The organism is Bacillus sp. IBL03825, assembly GCF_024712505.1.
GTDB classification, from domain to species: Bacteria; Bacillota; Bacilli; order Bacillales; family Bacillaceae_G; genus Bacillus_A; species Bacillus_A wiedmannii.
On record NZ_JAMXKE010000003.1, the window covers coordinates 24,910 to 46,537 of the forward strand.

The following is a 21,628-nucleotide window of genomic DNA, read 5'->3' on the forward strand; positions in this document are numbered from 1 at the left end:
TTCGTCAGATTCTGCCTACCCGTTGGTTTTGTTGAATCCATTCTACCCATGAGTGCTTTTTAGACTCCCGGCCTATAGGCTACACCATCCACCGCTGGACAGTTTTCGTAGTATCGAGATACTTTAACGGTAGCTCTCAGCCGACTTCACCGAGCTTCACACAACTACAGGCTTATCTTTTGTATGCTGCATGTCGGAGTATCAGAGGAAGCCCTTCAAGGCGTTACCCTATCATTTGACTTCTCGAAATAATAGTTCTGCTGAATATTGAATCAGCGCCTAACCTTTTCAGTTAGGAACGTGTCGCACAATTATATGACTGTAAGGCGAGAGCGACGTCACCATTCGCTTGCCCTAGCACATCTTTAAATTCCTGTACTCCTGCTTCAATAGAAATATTCGGATCTGTAATACACCCCATTCGAGCATTTCCTTTTACACCTATACAAGATGGACTCAAGTCTCCATAATGACCCTCTGATGATTGCATTGGGTCATTACCTGCTCCAGCTGATTCCTGCATCATTTGAGCTGCCAGAATACCAACATATTGAGCAACACCATGTTTTTCTGCCATCTCTTTAATTTTGGGAAGATAACCTGTTACTTTTTCATTGATATTAACAGGCTCTCCACCAGGACTAACAGAACCTACGCACATGCCCCCGATAAATCCACCAGTTGGGGCTAGATGTCCATACATTCCCTCTAACATCCCTGCAGCTAATATCTCACGCGCACGATCTTTTTGACTCTCACTAAATTTTGCAAGTTCCATCGCTTTCTCTAGCCCATGAGAAGAGGTTGTCACCTTTTTACTACCACTAGCATTAATCTCATCTATTTTTTTCTTAAAATCTGTATCTCCTAAAATCTTTTTTACATCTGGTCCGGAGTAACTCTCAGATTTTGTTTTTTGCATCTCCTTTTTCTTTTTTTCACAAGGACCGTTTGGTCCTGCCTCACATACCTCTTTTTCCGTATATTCTTCATATTGGATATCCAAAAAATATGAAATCGCATCATGTGGATCTTTACCGGTGAGATCATTATCATACCGTGCCATGTCAAAAGCAACAATCTCTTTCCAATCCACATTTAGAGCCATTGAAACTTCCATATACTTTTTTACTTGTTCTTCTGTTTTACTTTCATCTTTTGTAAACGGTACAAATGATGCTAAAATGACACACACCACAATAATCAGCGACATAATGATAGCTGCAGGTAATCCAACCGCGGCTAATATTGACCCTACAATTTTAAGTGTTGCCTTTTTTAGCAGTTTGGCAGCAGCTTTCGCTGCCGCCCTTCCTGCTTTTCCTGCCAATTTTGCCATTTTCCCGCGAGCTTGCATCCCTTTTTTCTTGATAAAGTGAGACGCTACATCTTTTAAGGGATTGCTTTTTTTCTGTTCATTTGGATCGTTTGGGTTCTGACTCATAGACTTGTCACACCATACTTTCCATGCTCATTATTTCGTCTTTTTCGCTGTGCTAAACGTGGGTTTGGCGCAAATGGAATCAGATTTTGCGGATCATATTCTGATAAATTCAGGTTTGTCTCTGCACGTACGGTTTCGTCTTGTGTGTGTGTAACCAAAATTTCTTCTCTTGGTTTAATGCTACTATCTTTTACTTCACAATTTCTTTCAATTCTTTGGTTTGTTTGTAAACGTGTATCTCCTTTTCCGAATGGTGAGATACGTGAGATCGTACCATCTGTTGTAGTAGCTACCATATAACTACGGTCTCTTTCTACGACCATTTGTACATTCTTATATCCACCCTGGTCTAAATCGGACATGTAGAAATTCCCATTGTCTACTTTATGATTCACAGTGATTGGCGGTTCGCTCATTACTGGTTTTTGTTGTATTGGTCTTGGATTTTGATTTCCTACCAATTGATTTGGATTTGCATTAATCGAGCGATTTATACTAATTTTCCCACCACTTGAATCTTGTATATATGCTGGAGAAGCTTTCATACCATTTCGGTACTGTGTCAACTGCCCGTCTGCAATATTTAAATCTTGATATACCATTTGTCCGGAACGAATACTGCTATCTCCACTACCATAACGAGATACAACTTGTGTCATCCCACTGGAATCTTTTGCTTCAATCCATGACTTGTTATTCGTCGTAACTAAACGTACAGCCCCTTTGGCAACAGATTGCGTTCCTGTATGGTCTGTTGTCGTTGGTACCATTCTCTGAATCTCCTGAATCTCTTTTGCTTCAGTTTGAACTGCTTTATTGTACGGGTTATATTTACTTACCGTACGTGCAGCTGCTTGGTAAGCACCTGCGCCACCAATCACACCAGCAGCATAGCTTAATCCTTTTGTGACGTTGTAATGGCGTTCTGCCGCGTTACCTCCTAATGAAGTATGAACAGCGGCTGCACTTCCACTTATCGCTTTTTGTACTGCATTCCCTCCTGCCTGCTGAACAGCATCTGACGCATTAAAGTATGCTTTTGAAACATTCTCTAGTGCATTTGTAGGCATAAAATGTTTGACACCTTCCATCACACTCATGCCAACCTTCGTACTTTGCTGTGTCATACGTCCCACAGCTGAAGTGGGGATAGACATTTTGCCAGCACTTTGTGCAATACTTGCTACACCTGCAGACGCATCTGCATACGAACGTTGAATTTCAGCAACGGAAAGATTTCCTGCACTCGCCATACTCGCTTGCGTTTGTGTAGCTGCATACACAGCTTTATTGATTGCACCACCTGCAGCAACACCGTGTGATCTAACTCCTTGAATAGAACTTGTAATCCCAGAGCTTACTTGTTGGCTCACTGTCCCAAGGGTTGCATGACTCTGTAAGCCTTTCGTTAATTGCGAAGCAAAAGCATCCTTATTGATATACGACTGGGCATGTAGACTCTTACCACTCGTATCTTTTGCTTGTACTGGCATCGCTCCAGTTTGTACTGCTGCTTGCTGAGCTACTGCTTTAAATTCATTTCCTTTTTGGTTTAAATGTGTCTGCCAAGCCTGCTCTTTTTGCGGTTGAGACATGGTTGGGGACAAGTTTTTCATAAAGGTTGCTTGTTGTTCTGCCGCATATCCCTGTTTAAAGGATTCCGTAGAAGCTTGGACCAGGTTCCCAACATTACTTACTTGTTTGGCATTCTGGCTTCCATATCCACTTGTCAAACCATGTGTTTTCACGCCATTGACTGCCTTTTGAATGCCTGCAGTACTGGATACACCCATTGCATTTAAGTTTGGATTATTTTGTAACTGTTGTGATAAATGAGAAGCGAAAGCTTTCTTATTCGCATAGCTTGTACCGTCTTTTTGCTGAACAATACCTGCTTGCTCCGCAGCTCTTTGGGCATAATTTTCGAACCCTTGTACTTTGTGACCTACATGCTTGTTCCATGCCGCTTCTTTTTCTTGTTGTGGTAAATCCGCAGGCAATTGCTTCATAAATCCAGCCTTATGATCTGCAGTATATGCTTTCTTAAACGCAGCGGTTGAAGCTCCTACAAGAGCACCAACCTGTCCCATGTTTTGATGGCCACTCTCTAACGTTTCCCCTTTTACATCCTCAACTGCTTTTCCGACTTTTCCTAATGCAAGTTGAGAAGCAAAAGCATCTTTATTCACATAGGACTTATCAAACAAGTTATTTCCTTGCTTATCTTTTGCATCAGCTGGCATTGCTCCAGCTTTTGTTGCCGCCTGTTCTGCATGATTTCTAAATCCTTGTACTTTTGAGTTCAGATGGTCATTCCATTTTTTCTCTTTCTCTTCAACTGGCATACCTTCTGGCAGTTGACTCATAAACGTATCTTTATGGTCTGCCTCATATCCTTTTTGGAATGCATTTGTTGCTGCATTTACTAGATCTCTAGCGTTTCCATATGGTGTAGCGTTTTTCTTCATACTTTGTAAATCTTGGTTACGCTGATTTTTGAAATGAGACATTTGATCACTATTGGTTTTCGCTACTTTCTTAGCAATTTCTGCATCGGAAGCACCAGGAAATGCTTGTTTTAATCGACTCGTAACTGCTGAATCAGGATTATCCGCTTTCCAAGATTCAAAATCTTTTGTAGCTAAATCCTGTGCAATATCTTCATCGGTTAATTCTGGATAGGATTCTCCATTTAAATTTGAATACGTGTCCGCACCCTTCTTCACACTTGAACCAATATGTTTCCCTAACGCTACAGCTCCTTCGCCGACTGTAGCAGCAGTTCTACCAGCCACTGCACCAGTAATTCCACCCGCTTTACTACCAACCATTGTCCCTATTGCCATTCCTTCTGGACCAAGCCCAGCTCCTGCGGCCATACCCGCAAGTCCCGTTGCCGCTTTACCAATTGAACTTCCAATTTGCCCTGCTTTTAACATACGAGCTGCACGAGATGTTGTACCAATATCTGTTCCTAAATTCGCTCCCAATGCATTTTTGGGATTGTCAGCATCTTCTTTTGTCTCTTCTTTATTCCCTTTATCATTAGGTTTCGCTTTCGAATTACGGTAGTCATCACGAACACCTTTAACCAGCCCAGCCACACTTGCTAAGGCCCCCATACCCATCATCGTACCCGCTTTATGAATACCACCTGATGCATTGGTACTAAGACCAATAAAACTTTTCACAATCTCACCTATTGGGATAAACATAGCAAGTAACATTAATTTGAGTAACGGACTATTTGCTGCTCCAATTAAAGAAATAATGAGCCATAAGGTAATCGCATGAATCGCTTGTATGAACACTGCCCCCATAAATTCACGTATCCAATATAATGTCTGTTGTTTCTTTTGTGGGAATAGCCACATACCTACCATTAAAGGACCCATTAACATTAAGACATATAGTGACACCGCACGCATTAAATAGTAAAAGTTTGCCCAGACGATGAGACCAGCTTCTATAAACAAACCAAATATAATAAACATATAGTCATTTTCATGACCCTTCAGACTCAGCTCAGTAATTGTAAGTCCAGCCCCACCAAATCCAGGCTGTAGAAATTTAGTACCCTTATCCGGGTCAAAATTCCCACCACTTACTCCATTGATAGCGTCTCTGAACTCTACTATTACCCACGAATTGATATCAAATATAAGAGTATAGAAGTAATCCAAATGCCAAAGACAAATCGAGATAATCATTAAATCTTTCGCATACTCTATTAATGCCGTTCGATTATTCGGATTAATAGCTGTCGCTGAATATTTTGCTGCCGTAACCACTACACTGATGAGGACACAAAAAGCAACAAACTTAAACATGACAGGCATACCTGTGTCTAATACTTTGGTTAGAGAATCTCCAGAAAATAAGAAATCTAAATTTGTCCCTTTTCCTTCTGTCCCATTTCCCCCAAACACTAAGACTGGAAGAGGATCCAAAGTCGCATAAACCGGACCAAGAAAAGCCTTCACTAAAACAATAATTAGGCCTCCGACCCACTCTACTATTTTCTCAAGCATAATTTCACCTTCCTTTTCAAAGGTACGCTATTACCCCGCGTACCCTTGTACTTTCTTCATGTTATTTAAAAGCTCTTGTAGTACTGCTTCATTCGATTCAATGAACATCATTTCTTTGTCTGATGGATCTGTTTGAATCCAAACCGAACTATCCCCTACACGGAAGATTCCTTCTCCTTTTCCTGGGTTGTTGAGAATAATATCAAGCTCCCCAGCAGTTAAGTTAAAGTTTTCTTGGATCTTTTTCTTATCGATCTTATTTTGTTCTAAGAAGAAATAAGAGAAAGTGGATTGCAAGATACCACGTGCTTTTACATTTTCTAAAATACGAACAAAGTCCTGACTTGCCCAACACATACCTGCATTTCTCTTACGAGAGCGGCGTGCTACTTTTTCTAAGAAGTTAACTGTTTGTTCATAGTCGATAAACTGCCACATTTCATCCACATATAACACTTTTCGTTTGATAGCGTGTTCTGGGCTCTTAATCCAATGCTCCCAGATATAGTTCAGGATAACGTGGAAGGCGATTGGTTTTAAGAATCCTTCTTCTAAATGACTAATATTAAAGTTAACAACACGTGATTCATTTAACTGTGTTTCCACACCACGGCCAAAATGACTTTGTCCATCAAATAATGGTTTTGAACCATCACGTAAGAACGGACGAATCGCGGCAATTAACTCTTCTGCTTTCACATCGTCCCCATGATGTTCTACTATTACATCGTAGATTTCTTTTAACTCTGGCTCAGGCTTTCTCACTTGAGACTGAATTAATTGTCCATCCACCTTTTTTACTTCATCGGTATATAAAGATGAAGGATGAGACGTAATACCATGTTTATCAAACACTTCGCGAATCGCATCTTCCAGCATCGTACGTTGGAATACATTTAATCCTGGTTGATCAAAATCTTGTCCGCGAATAATAATGTCAAAGAATCCTAGTATTTCATTAATTTTCTCTAAAATTGGTACGAACCTTACATACTTCACTCCATCACGTTCTATGAGTTCTTTCTTATCATATTGTTCAAGAGCTTCTAGTTCTTCATCTTTATCTGTAATCTGAAGTTCTGTTACAGCAATCGCACAAGGGTTGATAATGATATTACTTTCAGGTGAAATATTTAAATTAATACCACCTAGACGTTTTGTAATCTTTACGAATTCTCCCTCTGGGTCGATAATCATTGCATGTGTATCTGCAAGTGACGTTTCACGAGCTAACTTCATTTTTAAAAGTAAACTTTTTCCCGAACCCGAAATCCCAGTCACACCAATGTTATAATTTGGTGGGCGATAATCTGCATTCCCGAACGAATTTAAAAATTCTATTTGCCCAGTAATTTTGTTCTTTCCTATTGGTACACCACCATTAAATCTTCCGGATCCTGACACAAACGGTGCAAATGTACATAAGGCTCGTCTATCGATATTTCGATATGTATCTTGCAGTGTATTCGGTGCCCCTAGTGGCATAACCGCTTTTAAACCACTCTTCACACGATTCCAAGTACTTGCTATCTTAAAGTGTGATGCTTGCATTTCATCCTCAAGATACTCACATAAAACGTCTAATTCTTTCTTTGATTCTGCATACGCTACAGCCATCGTACTCACCATATAGGAATCATTCTCATTAAATTGAATTTCATCCATTAAATTGTTTGTATCTTGAATTTTTGCATCTAAGTCTTTTTCTTGGTCAATGTTTCCTCGTGTGCGTTGGAAAGAAAGGTTTGAACGTAACATCGTTAGCTGCATATCTAACGATCGCATCGCTTTCGCTTTTGGCTCCTTATGAATATCAATCATGACATCGACTTCCCCAGCTGAAGTTAACATGTTCAACCAATTGGTTTGCATCATACGAGGGTATCCATCACGTGGAATATAAAACGGACGGAAAAAGGTATTACTTCCTAAAGACTGCTTAATCACCCCGTAGTCTTCTGCATCAATTTTCATGCCTTCTGGGGCAATGACATCAAACACGGTTGTTTGATTATCTAATTGAGTGGGTACCTCTTCTTGCTCCTGCTCTTCCTCCTCTAGTTCCAATTCATCCTTCTCTTCTGCTTCTAATTTCTTTTTTTCTTTTTTCTTCTTTCCAAACAACTTCATATTTACGCCACCCCATTATTTGATTTTTCAGCTTTTTCTTCTGCTAGAACTTTCTTTATTAACTCTAGTTTTCTCTCATTTGTTTCACCTGTTGAATACAGAGAGAAGTTTTCATTTTCAATTAAATCTTGGAAACGTGCTTTCACAGCTTTACGACGATTAAACGCTACGTATAAGAGTTCTATCAATTTATCTTTCGTTAACATTTCTACATTAATTTTTGCTTTTGATAATAAATTTCGCGAAGCATTATAACGACGATATAATTCGTTAAACGCTTTATCTACAATCTTTTCTTCCAATTCTTCCTCTGTATCAGCTGTAATCGTACTAATATCCACCTTGTATGGGTAAATTAAATAACGTTTTTGCTCATATCGGGGCTGCGAACGTTGCCAGTACTCTAAGTTATCGATAACTTCTTGACCATATAGTATTGTCTCTGGTGTAAGGTCCTTCGCACCTTTCATCGTTTCTGTCATTTTTCGTACAGGATCTGTTAAATCTACAAATTTACTTTGTATATATACTTTTGTATTAAACTCTAATGTTGTTAACCATGATTCAATTTTGATATCAATTGCTTCTTGTTCCATGTTGGAAAGTAAGTAATAGTTTACTGGATGTGCTTCCGCGATTAGGACAAATGTGTCATCATGATATCGAATCATATGATTGTCAATTTCCTTAATGTCTTCTACAAAAGCGCTAAAGAAATCAACATTATCCTCATCAATTTCTGATTTAGGAGGCATATTCTTTTTATTTTTCTTTCCGCCGTTTTCAGCAATGTGTTTCTCTATCCCACCCTGGTTTTTCCCCTTTTTTTTAGACCCAAACAGCGGTTTCCCGTTCATTTTCCGATAAAAGAAAAATCCTACAATGGCTATCGCCGCAAAATATATCATTTCTAACATCTATAACGTCTCCTTTACCCATGTAGTTGGCTCGTACCCTTTTCTCCACTTGCCTTTTTCAGAACGGCTACGCATTTTGATAAGGAAAAACTTATCTAGATACATGTGTTGTTTCTCTTTATAAATAAAAGCAAAAGCTATTACACCTACTACCGTTGGTATTGCTAAAATTAAGCAAATAAAAAATGCTACTACCGAATTAAAAGGTGCAAATAGCCGCCATAAGAATGGTACATATAAATAAAGGGATGCTCCGCCACCTAATAGATAAATCAATTGGCGTTTGCTCAGCACACCTAATAGTGTTTTTTGTTCCGAAGTCATATCAACAGGAACGGTTACTTTTCTCATTCTGCTTCCTCCCTTGTATAAGAGAAGCTCTCCCCAAATAGAGGAGAGCTTTTACAAACTCTTATGTTAGATTTTTGTAACCCAAGCAGCGATGTCGTATGCTTTGATCATGACAAAGCCTCCAATTGCCGCACAAGCTAAACCAACCATGGCTTGTGTACGGTTTTCAGGGTTCTTCCCTTGTGCACCAGAAAGTTTAATACTTGCGAATACAACACAAGCAACTACCCAAATACCACCAAAACCAATTAGTGTTGTTACAAGGGTATTCATGCTTTTTTGTACAGTTTCAGCACTCGTACCACTGGTGTGCCCAGAAAGACCCTTCTCAAAACTACTTTTTGCCAGTAGAAAATCTCCTACCGATGTTGTCATAAGCTTTGCAGACAACCAATTCAACATAATTCCTGCACCTCCGGGTGTTTTTGCTCGCAAAACGCAAAAAGACCCCAATACACGCACACGTCCCCTAAGGACATGGCGCATATTGAGGTCTTCTCTTATATGCGAACTGATTAATTTTTTATTTTATTGTTAAATCCTATTACGTTTATATTATAGCAATGCGATTTTTAAAACACAAGACTTTCTTTACATATTTAACAAAAATAAAAGCAAGATAGACATTTCTTCTGCCATCTTGCTTTTATTTTTGCTTATTGTCTTTGTTTGGATCGTATAAGATCATTTGAATTTGGAAAATGTCACTGTCCGTAATACCTAAAACATTCTTTTCTTCTTTAAATGAACGCCATGTTTCTATTTTTATGGATTTTGTAGTTTTGTCCTTTAGCGTATACACATTTATATAATATTCTTCTTCTTTCTTTTTCATAATAACCCCTAACATCTGCATAATGTAGTAATAATTAAGTAAATAAGTATGTGAAAATTACATACTTAGCAAGTATAATATAATTATTCTTTCTCCTCAAAAAATAAATCTAACTTTAATTATAGCGTATTCAAGTTTGTAGCCAAGAAATATACTTTTGATTTATGAGAAAAGAACATAAAAAAACAGGTAATTGTGTGTATGTCACAATCACCTGTTTTTTTTTCTTATATCTACTCTTTATTTTTGTAAAATCTCATTAACCTCTTCTATACTAATTCCAGCAGCTTCCGCAGCATTTTCTGTAGATATTCCTACTTTAATCATGTTTTTGACTAGTTGTTTTTTAACTTTTTCCTTTGCTTTTTCTTCTGCTGTTTCTATTTCAGATATTCTATCTTTAATCGCCTTTTCTTTTGCCTCATAGTAACGCAGAAAACCCTTATTATTTCTTAAACGTTCCCAATCTTCTATTTCTTGTTTGAAAATAGATTCTTTTTCCATTACAATCTCCCCTGAAATTTTTGTTACCTTCTCATGTTCCTCACAATACTACTTACTTTTTAAAATTTCATTAACCTCTTCCACACTTAAATCAGCAGCTTTCGCAATTTGTTCTATAGGCAACCCCATTTTAATCAAATTGTGAATTATCTCTATCTTAGTTGCAATTTTAGTCTCTTCTTCGGCTTTTTTTGCAGCTTTTTCTTCTGCTGTTTCTATTTCAGATATTCTATCTTTTATTGCCTTTTCTCTCGCCTCATATAAGCGTAAAAAATCCTTATCGCTACTTAGACGCTCCCAATCCTCTATTGCCTTTTTCAAAACTGGATCTTTTTCCATCGCGATTCCCTCCAGGATTGTAGTTAATTTCTCATCTTCATATGCAGGAAATAATAGTAGCCAACGTGCTAATATATCATCCCATGGATCCATTCGATCTTCTTGCCATTCTCGAATTACTTTTGGAATCTCAAGAAAGTGCAATTGCATATTTTCAGAAATTATGTGCTCCGATTTTTTGTTCATGACTACACCGACATTATGAAAGTCTTCTTCTTCTGGAAACAAAATGAAATCCACTATATTAATGCAAATAGTTGGTCTTAATTCTGTATACTTCATCCCCTGAGTCATTTGGGAATAATACATGCCAGCCCAGTAGAACAAAGATCGCTCGATCATGTCTTTTTTGTCGCGAACCTGTATCTCTATATTTAATTTTATACCACTATTAAGGGTAGCTCGCAAATCTAAAATAGATAATTTATCATCCTTTTGCTCCCTTGGAAGATGCGGATCATCTAAATGCAAAGAAATAATTTCTTCATCTAAAGAGGATTGTAATACCGCATTTAGAAAACCAATTAATATGTCTTCGTTTCCTTCTACACCAAATAAGCGCTTAAAAGCAAAGTCAATTCGTAAATTCACTAGATTCTTTTTTACATATACACTCATATTTTCCCTCTACCTTTCTACTTTTAAAAATTTTATTTACAGGCATAAAAAAAGATAGAATTACTATTTTATCTTTTTCCCCTTCTATTCACCTCACCAAATATGGCTACTAGTTGTTTAATATATATGAAATATCCTCTTCACACATATTTGTCGCATTTGCAATTGTCGTGATAGAAACTCCCTCATTATAAAATCGTTGAATGAGTTCCCTTCTTTCTTGTTCCCTAGCTTTTTTGTCTACGTCCATTAATTGTTGCATAATATCCATATACTTCATACACACCTTTCTTTTATATAAAATCCCCTAGCTAAAATAATATGATTTATTATAATGTACGGAAAACAGGCTTGAAAGAAGCTTGCATCATCTCATCGAGACCTTTACCTTGTGCTGGATTCCATGCTGCAATAACTACGTTATAGCCCACTCGCTTTAACTCTGTCGCAAAGTCTATAAGAGCTTTCCTTACTTTTTGATTCTCTACTAAATCCGCATCAAACGCTAAATAGACATTTTCTACGCCCATATCCTTTAATACAGGCATAATAATTCGCCAAGCGTTTACACCAGGAATCGCAAGAACCGTCGTTCCTACTTCAATAAGTTCTGCTTTATTAAATCGCTCTGGAATCAAATCAGCAATCAAATCAGCTTTCATGGGTCCTTCTGTGATCATTACTGATTTTGTTTGATGTAAGGTACCAGAATTCCAATGTTTTAAATGAGAACTCGGTACCGCTACATGTACAGGAAGTGGATTTTCACTACCACCTGCACCAGTCCCTTGATTTTTGTTTGCTGATGAGAGCCATAGATATTTTTGCCCTTTATGGATCTTTACAACAATTTGTCCCTCTTGAAATGGAATCTCTACCTTTTTGCTCACTTCTAGTTCGCCTTCAAAGATACAATCACCATTCTTAGTTACCTTTACAACATTAGGTTGTTCAATTAATTCCGCTTGAACTCCAGTAGGTGCAGATTTCACATGAACTGAGTTTTTCACTTCATCCACACGAACCTGCCATCCAACAATTTGATTATACTGGTTTCGAAAAGGAATCAATATACCAGGGGAGCCTGCCATTAAACGAAGCGAAAGTGTACCTTTTTTCATTTCATAAAAGCCTGGCACGCCCTGCCAACAATCTTTCTTCCCAATCTGTTTGAATAACTGCTCCCAAACGGTTGTATACGTGTTATCCTCTTCTAACACAATTTGTTGTTTTAAGAAGGAACGATATTGACGTACTTGTATTTGTTCCTCATTCATTTTTCTATCTCTTAATAAATGTGCATAATGATTCTCTTGCAATGGTATAAAATCGATTAACTTACGATTAAATACATCTAATTCCTCATTGCTTTTCTTATCATGAACCTGAACTTCATCCACTTCAGGCAATTGATACTTATCTTTTCCATTTATGTAGTGAATATAGCTTGGATTGCTCGTATTTTTCCCATAGACCCATTTGCTTTCTACACGGGTACATGCTACCTTCTCTTGCGAAACATGCAGCATGCAATTACCTGTATCATGACAAATCGGACACGTAACACGATAAAACTCCCACCAGCTACCTCTTGGATACGCACTTGTTAAACGAAATTGACCTCTTTGAATGTTATAATTCATGTCTCCCAACTCCTTGTATACTGTTTATTATATATGGAATAGCTACTTCCATTAAACTCTTTATACTTCTATTTAGATGTTCTCTTTGTTCTCCTAACGGATATACAAAAGAATATGTATCACAAACTAAATAATCGCTTCTATGTTCTTGATCTAACAAAGCCGATTCCACGTATGCTTCAAATGCTCTAGCAAACATCTCATGATTCGTAGACCAATACTTTTTGGTTCTCTTCTTATCTAACTTAATGGCTGTATCAAAGTATACAGACCCTTTCGCTTGATAAGATATTTCATCAAGTTTTTCGCCTGCTTTTTTATAATGATAAGCGGCCAACATTTGTGCGGTTTTCTCAAAATCTTTTTCAATCTTACGTTCCATACGCGTCTTAGCTGCCCCCGATAAGGTATCCAGCTTTCTGTACGAACTTAAGTGATGTGATTCTAAAATACCTGACACATTTCCCTTACATACATCATAACTATTGATGACACTACCATAAAAATACCACTTTCTATCATAGGCACTTTCCACGTTAATTACTCTATCCACTTTTCCTTGTTTACAGGCATCTAGCACAGCTTGCATCTTTTCCTTGATAATAGCAGGCAAGATATTCCCGACACTCTTCCCACTTGATAGGTAAGCAAGGCTACCGTTTTGAAAATCATGACTACAATCATACAAGAAATGATCCAATGCATGGCTCCATTCATGACACAATGCTCCAACTCCATTATCACGAGTTAAATTAATAACTTTGGTAGAAGGTTCATAATGTGCTAATGCATTTCCGCTTCCTCTCGCACCAATCGCAAGTCCTAAGCGTCCTCCTAGCCCTATATAATCAGGTGGAATCCCTAATATACGAGCTAAAACATGTAACGCTTCAGATACATGTCCAATATGCTCTTTTGCATATTGTTCGGTGCAATAATGTCCAAATTGCATTCCCTTTAACCCAAACATAGCAACTACGTCTTAAGGTTTGGTAGCAAGTTCTACTCCTGGTCCTTTTCTTTGCAGGGTATCTGGCAGTTTCCTACTCCAAGCAGCTGCGGATTTCTTACGAGTCGTAACCTTCTTCGTAAGTAAATCATTCCATGTTAGTTTATGTGATACACGATGATACGTAGAATTAATACTTTTAGAATTTGTACAAAGTGATATGAATTTCTTTCCTAATATTAATAACTCCATACCATCTGCATCAACAAATTCATCAAAATATTCTTCCACCATTCTTTTAAATGTGTATGTGACACTCTTATTTTTTCTAAATGCAGACCAACCGTTGCTCATTTCCATACCATAAGAAACAACAAGATCTGCCCATTGTTCTGAGGTATGTACTGACTGTATATCATTCCATATTCTTCTACAGGCTTGCACATACAGTTTCCTTGCAGTCGGTGTATCTACAATTGGCTTCTTATTTATCCTGCCCACTAATAGTTGCTTTAACTTTGCAACACGTGGTGGGACATTATTTTCTTTTTCTTGTTCAAAAGAAAATGGAATTAATGTATTTCGATCCAATGCATTAAGTGCCTCTGTCGCAGATTCCTTTTCAATTTCCGCTAAAATTTCTAACGAAAATGATACTAAAAATGATTCTTTTAAAGCACGTATTTCTTTCTTAGCCCCCACTAATTTCTCGCCAACATCATAACTGTACCGGTTGCGAACTTGTTTATCTGTTCTTACATCTTGTATCATTACATTTCCTCCTACCTTTAAATCGAACAGTTCAAATAAATCCATACTAAAAACCTCCTCAATAAAATAAAAAAACAGAAATTCATAGCAATACCTCACTACGGACTTCTGTCATTTCCTCTGTCTGTATACTTCCATATGGTTCTGTAAATTACTCATTACGATACACTAACACCCGTTAAAGAGAATAAGTCCTCTTTTGTCGGATTAAGTGCTTGCAACCAGCTATCTACTTTTAGAAAGTTTACTTTTTTTAATTGTTCGCCCTTCTCCGCGCGCTTAACCACTTCTAAACGCCCATGATGATGTACAAGCAGTGTAAGATCATCTTTCTTAAAAATACAATCTACATCTGAAGACTTTACATGATGGCTACGCAGAATCGGTTTCCATTGTTTGAGCGAATATCCCTCTACATCTAAAAATCCACGGATGGCTGTAAAACGAAAACTCGCCCCTCTAAAACATCTTTCCAATAAAAAAAGGAAATCTCGTATACATCCATTGAAATAGACATGATACAAATAGATTTCCCCTGCTTGTTTTGCCTCTTGTTGCGACAAATTTGATGGTTTAATAGAAAACTGATAACAATCTCGTTCCCAAAACGCTCCTTCTTTTGTAACTCTCATTCGTAATGCACGCAAACTCGGTATAAAGTCATTTGGATGTGCAGAACAAAATATGGATACTTCATAACTCATTTTCACAATAAAATCCCCCTAAATAATAATTTTTGCCCGATATGATAATGGCTCATATAAATTCAACAGACTTGAAAACAACACAAAAAGGGCTTCTTCAAGTCGATTAATAATGTGCATAGCAAAATAAGCTATATATACACTAATCGGCTCAAAGAAGCCCTTTCACAATTGAAACAAGACGCAACTTGCTTCTACAACTCAACCACAACACAATAAGGTGTGGGAATAAACGGAATCAAATAAACAATAAATATAGTTATATATTAATTAATTTATTAAGTATTATCAAGTACCATTATATATTTATATTATTTAGGCGTATAATACAAATATATAAAGGAGGTAGAATATTTTGCCAATAAAGTATGATTCAAGTAATCCCAGATTAATTCCTTCAGTTGTGACTTTCATTGATGTATTAGGATTTTCGCAATTGGGTATGAGAGCGATTAACAATGGTGCAGGAGATGTATTTTTAAACGAAATACATAATTCTTTACGCAAAGCTCGTCGTGCGATTACCCCTTATGAGTTTTTACCAGCAAAAATCAAAGTTTTCACAGACAATATAGTAATAGGATGGCCTATCCGAGGAGACGGAGAAGGCGAATTAGGAAATACTTTCCTTAATTTAGCGGAATATCAATTTTCATTAGCCCTTGATGGCTTCTTTATCCGTGGCGGAGTTAGTGTTGGCCCACATTTTATGGATGAAGAAACCGTTTTCGGTCCTGAATTAATTACAGCATATAATCTGGAATCTCAGGTTGCTGTTTATCCTAGAATCATTTTAAGTAACACAGGTAAACAAAAGGTACTAGATTGTATTAATTACTACTCTCCACAATCTTCATCCCCTTTTAATTTGGAATTACTTGAGGATATGGATGGAGAGTGGTTTTTAAATTACTTACATGTTCTACATGAAATGTACGAAGACAGTGTAGATGAAGGGGATTATACTCCATTTTTCCCCCATTTAGAAACCCATCGCAATAAAATTGTAGGTGCATTACATACCCATGCAAATAACCATAAGTTATTAAAAAAGTATTCTTGGTTAGCAAATTATCATAATTACTTTTGTGATGAATTTGTAGATGGTACACCACTGCATCTTAAAATTGACGCACCAATTAAAATGTCACCACCAAGAAGAATAATTACATAAATAATAAAAGCATTCTTACTAAGTAAGAATGCTTTTACATATCCACTATACTATTTTTCAACAATCTATCTTTTCAAATATTTTATAGTCATATTGCGCTTATTCTTTTTCATTTTCTTGAAATTATGTATAACTAAAGTATCCTACACGAGATATTGAGTCATATCTCATCGTCATTTTTAAAAAACAGAAGTTTTACGTTCTGTCTTTTTTATTTATCTTAAAACAATCCATTCATAGCTTGCCCACTCTTTTGGTTTCTTATCGTACTTGATACGACCAGTTGTACAAAAGGAGGCAATAACCCATTGAATAAGGTTCATCTTTGCATAGGGATCAATACAATCTTCAAACTTTTTCAGCTGATAGCCTGTACTATTTTTCTGCCAAATCACATACAAACGAAAATGTGTAGTAGTAACGAGTCTAGCCTTTGTTGTAACCTGCCACTTTGCAATTTTCGTTAAATCTTCTTTTACCTTTCTTTCGTACTCTTGTCTTACTACTTTGTAACTCTTCTCTTTATTGATTAATCCATTAGAAAATGCAAAAGGCATTTGATGCACCTCATAGACAGTTCCTTCTTCATCTCCTAAGATATTCGATTCCACTAGAAATATATTTTTTAGTTTTAACTGTTCCGTTAATTCTTTTCCGCTCTGATAAAACGGCTTTTTTATCTTCTGAAGCAGGACAACCTGTACAATTAATCCTATAAGTAACGGATACGCTATTATAAAGACCATATTAATAAACATATTTGTAATAAGTACTCCTACTAGTGCGAATATCGTGAAATAAATATACGTTTCTCTTTGATGAATGATTCTACTATTCAAGCCAAGATACCTCCGTTTTGATATATAGTGAAAGCAACATAAATAAGTGCTCCTAATAAAATAGAACAAGCTCCTGGAAAGCTTTGTATTAGCTGTATTTCTTTCTTTGGTAGTTTCACACCAAATATAGACGCAGCATGTTCTAATTGGTCTTTAATAGCTCCCGTAAACCCTAAAATCTTAATTAACCGATACACACTAGCAATCCAAAAGAATAGTAAATGGAAAGCTGTTAATGTAATAGCGGTAAGCATAGCCGATTCTTCTACTACATTGCTAACATATAAAGCTACCACCACAAGCATTTTCGTATCACCGGGTGAAGAAAATTTAAACGTCTCTAACAATAAACCACATACTAAGGCCATGACTAGTACAATCGCAATCTCTTTTCCTGTTCGTATCCCATCAAAATAAATGATTCCTATACCCACAAGTAAGAATAGTAGATGCCACATATTTTTTGTTTTTCTATACTTCAAATCAGTAATTACATTCAGAATCATATACCCTATCAGTATTCCCATTACATATATGCTCATATTTTCTCTCTCCTTATTTCATTCATGTTTAGATGACTTATTAAGGTCCACTTACTAAAGACCATGTGACCGTAGAAGTATAAGTTGCTTGCCGATTCTTCCCTACATAGGTTGTCCCTGGGTCTAGCTGAAGCTGAAATGCATTTTGACCAAAATCTATTTGATATTCTCCAATCGCTACATCTTTTGGAGTCTGAATAATGGTGTGTGCTGCCCCATTATCAATAGGAGCATTTGGAACCTGTACAGTAGGTTTTCCTGTCTCTGGCCCTTTTACTTTTGTTACACTCACTTGATTTTTCAAGTATAGAGAACCCTTTGGCAATTGTTTTGATATGTTCGACTCTGTAAATGGTGATATAGTAACATTCAATCTCCAACCATCCGCTTGATTCCGACTATCATGTATCATGATTTCCCCTAGCGTACCAAATGAATTTTGTTTTTCTCCATTTAATTGGATCGGACTGAATTCCACACTTTTTGGTACAGTGAGCATGTCTACATGCCCTTTTTGTGTGGTAGAAACATGCTTTGTTGCACTTTTATTTCCAGCTTTATCTACTGTTCGGATATGTACATATTGCGGCTTAGAATAATCCGTCGGAAACTGAATGCTAGTCTGACTTGTAAACTGAACACCACTTACTTTATCGATAGATGTATCGAGTTTATCATTTACTACATATTCATATCCCTTTACGCCACTTGTTACAGTTGCAGGAACCTCCTTAGAAAAGTCCGAAGCTCCATTCCTACCAACTCCACGAATTTTATAATGATAGGTACTCCCTTTATCTATCGCGGAATCAAATGTTACTTTTGTTTCCTTTAACTCTCTATTTTCTATTTGAAAACCTTCAGGTGCAGTTGGTACAGCTTGATCCCTTGCTTCTTTATCTACATAGTCAGAAAGTCTACCTTTATATATTTGCTGATTCCCTCGGTATACTTCTGCTTCTGATGCATATCCCACTTTTAATTCATCCACATATGTAATTCCTTCTGAATACGCAAGCATATAAAACGTTACGCCTCGTTGCTCAGTAATATAAAAAGGATTATTTGCAACTTGGGTATTCATACTAAATGTAGACCATCCATTTATGTCTTTATTAGAATCATCCTTTGTGACCGTACGATTATTTGGTAATTGGATAGGTGCTGCCCATTTTCTTGCTTTTAAGCGTTCTCCTTGTTTAATCGGATTCGCAATGGGAGCGTTTAAAATTAATTTCCCCTGTCCAGAACCATCCTGATAAGGAATTACTTTATCTACCATCGGAGAATCTTGATACACATCTTTGTTTACATCCGAAGTTATATGTTTTCTATCCCTTGGTATGTTGGTGCCTGGTTCTCTTTCTGGAAACAAGGATATATTACTAATTTCTAATTCTTTCGAACCGCTCGGCACATCTTTTAAAACAGTAGCGTTGTAGTAATCAAACTCTCTCCCCGTTTCCCAACTTCCATCCCCATAAAAGCTAATCTTTCCTACTCCTTGTGACTTTGCTTTAAAGGTAGCGGAAATATAAGCATTATTAGGCACGTTTAATCGCTTAAAAACAGCAATGGAACTTTCTCTTACTGTATAAGGATATAAGACTCGATTCCCTCCTAATTTTGTATCAAATACTTTGTATCCGCTGGTATCTGCACCATTTGGATAATAGACTTCTGATTGTAAACTTTGATTCCCATTCCCATAAAATTCTCCCCAACCATTCATAAAATTGACATCTTTAGGGTTATTAAAATCAATTTTCCATAGTACATCTTGATCTAAGATATCAATTGCCCATTCCAATTTGACCTCATTCTCTTTTCCACTTGCAGTGAGAGTTGGAATACCATTCTGCTGTTTTTCTACTTGATCAGCTAATATAGAATTATCTTTTGAATCAAGAAATAGGTATGAAGCACTTAAAAGCATGATTGAAGTGAAAAGCTTCCCCCATTTCACCGTTGTCCCCTCCTTTCGTTTTTTTGCTCTCTAAGAGGCTTTCTTTTCCTCTTGCTGTTTTGCATGCTTCTTTCTCCACCATACAAATACAAATATTGAAATGATTACTATAACAACACCAGCCACTATCATATATGTTTGATTAGAAAACGTCGGTAATACCTTTACTGCACCAGTTTGTTCCGCGTACTCTGTCACATTAGAAGCAGTTATCTGGAATTCTTCTGTATATGTTTTGGGTACACCATTCTCTTTTATTGTGACTTTTAGCATATACTTTCCATCTTTGTATTCTTTCGCTTTCCATGGAATAGCCAATCCTACCTTGGATTTCGGGGCAACATTGAACGCTGGGATATTCCCATGAAATAGAACGTTATCCTTAGATAAAACTTCATAGTAAACTGCCACATCCCTCACTATATTTGCATTTGTATTTTGAATAAGTGCATGTACTTGCGGTTGTGTTGGATATGATTCAATCGCTGTGCCATTTAACTTCAAAGATGGGTTATTAACTGAATTTTCAGTCTTATCTACATTCAATTGTATCGCGACCGCATATTCGATACGGTTATGTACAGAGAAGTTCAGTCCATCTTTTTCAAGATCCTGCGATTTTGTATCTTGTGCTAATTGAAATAATAATCCGCCCAAAAATACTCCATCTTGATTAGGTATCGTTACATGTATCTCTACGGTTTTCGTTTGATTTCCTTCTAAAGTAACAGTAGAAGGAGCTTGCACATACTGATCCATATAAAAATCTGTATCCATTAACGTACTTTGTGAAACCTCACGATTTGGCACATACATAATACCACCATTTGTAGAGGTGAGAGCATTGGCCACCTTTATATTCACTTTAATTGGGGTATTAGCTTTATTGTGTATATCCAATTTTACTGTTTGGTTCTGTTTCTTTTTCACCTGCAAATTAAAATAGTTTTTGATATCGCCTAATTGATTATCTGGAACATGAATGTTTACATCAAATGGTAGACTATCTTGTTTTTCTTCTGCATAAACAAGCTGAAAAGGTTTTAGGCATAAGCTCAAAGCGAACACAATACCCACCAATATACTAATAGAAATTTTATACGCATAACTTTTCATATTGCACCTTCTTTCTATATACAGAAGAGAAGCATATCTATAATATGTATCTCTTCTGCACTATAATTTCTAATCAGGGTCCTGTTACAATCGAATAAGTAAGTTTCGACTCATATGAGGTAGCACCAGCCTTATTCTCTACATATGTACTATGTGGATTTAAGGTTAACGCCATAGACTTATCATTAAAACTCACGTTATACTTTCCCATACCCTCATCTTTTTTCGCACTTAAAATTGTCACCTGGTTATCGGTGTCAATTATAAAATTTGTTGATTTAAACTCCGGATTGGGTGAACTCGTCCCTCCTACTTTCGTAATAGCAGCACCGCCATTATTCAATACTAAAGAGCCCTTTGGAAGTGTTCGATTTGATTTGGTATCTCCACTGACCTTAAATTGATCTGCTTTTACATTAATTCTCCAGCCATCTCCTGAACCCGTCGCATCTGTCACTGTTAGTACACCAGGATTGGCATTTGTCACTTGTGTTTCTCCACTTAGTGTCATCGCATTAAAATTACTAACTGGTGTGACAGCAACATTATGTTCGCCACCAGTTATACTTTGAGTTAGCTTTGTCTCCGCTGTTGTCGCCGCACTTGCAGGTGTACCCAATAGTGACATGCCAAGAGCTACTGTTACTAAAGTAGGAATCATTACTTTACCAAATTTCATCATAATACCTCCTAATTTTATTTTATAGAAGGAGCCACACGATACGTGACTCCCCTTATGTGCGAACCTAAAAAGT

The 21,628-nt window shown here is 36.9% G+C and carries 17 protein-coding genes and 2 pseudogenes; 1 reads left to right on the forward strand and 18 read right to left on the reverse strand.

Annotation, left to right across the window (positions count from 1 at the left end):
* Positions 1-310 precede the first annotated feature (310 nt).
* The 13 genes and pseudogenes from NHG49_RS29630 to NHG49_RS29690 form a co-directional block, all read right to left on the reverse strand.
* Positions 311-1,444 (reverse strand): annotated as a pseudogene (locus NHG49_RS29630) (lysozyme family protein); the annotation flags it as partial.
* The gene (locus tag NHG49_RS29635; protein ID WP_258127045.1) at positions 1,441-5,475 is read right to left on the reverse strand and encodes a type IV secretion system protein; all 4,035 of its coding nucleotides are present in this window, start codon (positions 5,473-5,475) and stop codon (positions 1,441-1,443) included. The pseudogene NHG49_RS29630 and the gene NHG49_RS29635, both read right to left, overlap by 4 nt.
* 30 nt (positions 5,476-5,505) lie before the next feature.
* Entirely contained in the window at positions 5,506-7,605 is a 2,100-nt protein-coding gene (locus NHG49_RS29640; protein ID WP_002139684.1) for a VirB4 family type IV secretion system protein, read from the reverse strand.
* A 2-nt stretch (positions 7,606-7,607) separates the two neighbouring features.
* Entirely contained in the window at positions 7,608-8,522 is a 915-nt protein-coding gene (locus NHG49_RS29645; RefSeq protein ID WP_258127046.1) for a hypothetical protein, read from the reverse strand.
* The gene (locus NHG49_RS29650) at positions 8,523-8,873 is read right to left on the reverse strand and encodes a PrgI family protein (protein ID WP_002139686.1); all 351 of its coding nucleotides are present in this window, start codon (positions 8,871-8,873) and stop codon (positions 8,523-8,525) included.
* Positions 8,874-8,939: 66 nt separating this feature from the next.
* Positions 8,940-9,359, reverse strand: coding sequence for a hypothetical protein (locus NHG49_RS29655; protein WP_002139687.1), 420 nt, complete (start codon positions 9,357-9,359; stop codon positions 8,940-8,942).
* Between the two features lie 160 nt (positions 9,360-9,519).
* Positions 9,520-9,708: a hypothetical protein gene (locus tag NHG49_RS29660; protein ID WP_016102679.1), complete on the reverse strand. Its 189-nt coding sequence runs from the start codon at positions 9,706-9,708 to the stop codon at positions 9,520-9,522.
* A gap of 240 nt (positions 9,709-9,948) precedes the next feature.
* A complete protein-coding gene (locus tag NHG49_RS29665; RefSeq protein WP_016102680.1) occupies positions 9,949-10,212 on the reverse strand; it encodes a hypothetical protein in 264 nt (87 codons plus the stop codon).
* Positions 10,213-10,260: 48 nt separating this feature from the next.
* Positions 10,261-11,169, reverse strand: a complete 909-nt coding sequence (locus NHG49_RS29670) for an Rpn family recombination-promoting nuclease/putative transposase (protein WP_215596274.1) — start codon at positions 11,167-11,169, stop codon at positions 10,261-10,263.
* Positions 11,170-11,278: 109 nt separating this feature from the next.
* On the reverse strand, positions 11,279-11,440 hold the full coding sequence (locus tag NHG49_RS29675) for a hypothetical protein (protein ID WP_179957894.1): 162 nt from the start codon (positions 11,438-11,440) through the stop codon (positions 11,279-11,281).
* A 58-nt stretch (positions 11,441-11,498) separates the two neighbouring features.
* Complete coding sequence (locus NHG49_RS29680) at positions 11,499-12,812, reverse strand: DUF3854 domain-containing protein (protein WP_258127048.1); 1,314 nt, start codon at positions 12,810-12,812, stop codon at positions 11,499-11,501.
* Positions 12,802-14,577: pseudogene (locus NHG49_RS29685) on the reverse strand (LPD1 domain-containing protein). Before NHG49_RS29685 ends, NHG49_RS29680 begins: the two are co-directional and overlap by 11 nt.
* Positions 14,578-14,690: 113 nt before the next feature.
* Positions 14,691-15,242, reverse strand: a complete 552-nt coding sequence (locus tag NHG49_RS29690) for a hypothetical protein (protein WP_016102685.1) — start codon at positions 15,240-15,242, stop codon at positions 14,691-14,693.
* A gap of 349 nt (positions 15,243-15,591) precedes the next feature.
* On the opposite strand from NHG49_RS29690, the gene NHG49_RS29695 reads away from it, so the two are divergent.
* Entirely contained in the window at positions 15,592-16,410 is an 819-nt protein-coding gene (locus tag NHG49_RS29695) for a hypothetical protein (RefSeq protein WP_258127049.1), read from the forward strand.
* Positions 16,411-16,625: 215 nt separating this feature from the next.
* On the opposite strand, the gene NHG49_RS29700 is transcribed toward NHG49_RS29695, so the two are convergent.
* The 5 genes from NHG49_RS29700 to NHG49_RS29720 form a co-directional block, all read right to left on the reverse strand.
* Positions 16,626-17,249, reverse strand: coding sequence for a hypothetical protein (locus tag NHG49_RS29700; protein WP_258127050.1), 624 nt, complete (start codon positions 17,247-17,249; stop codon positions 16,626-16,628).
* Positions 17,246-17,791 (reverse strand): hypothetical protein, encoded by a 546-nt coding sequence (locus NHG49_RS29705; protein ID WP_258127051.1) that lies wholly within the window; start codon positions 17,789-17,791, stop codon positions 17,246-17,248. The genes NHG49_RS29700 and NHG49_RS29705 overlap by 4 nt, the downstream gene beginning before the upstream one ends.
* Before the next feature lie 40 nt (positions 17,792-17,831).
* On the reverse strand, positions 17,832-19,757 hold the full coding sequence (locus NHG49_RS29710) for a WxL domain-containing protein (protein WP_258127052.1): 1,926 nt from the start codon (positions 19,755-19,757) through the stop codon (positions 17,832-17,834).
* Positions 19,758-19,787: 30 nt separating this feature from the next.
* Complete coding sequence (locus NHG49_RS29715) at positions 19,788-20,873, reverse strand: WxLIP family cell surface protein (RefSeq protein WP_258127053.1); 1,086 nt, start codon at positions 20,871-20,873, stop codon at positions 19,788-19,790.
* Between the two features lie 73 nt (positions 20,874-20,946).
* Complete coding sequence (locus NHG49_RS29720; protein WP_016102690.1) at positions 20,947-21,552, reverse strand: WxL domain-containing protein; 606 nt, start codon at positions 21,550-21,552, stop codon at positions 20,947-20,949.
* Between the last annotated feature and the right edge of the window lie 76 nt (positions 21,553-21,628).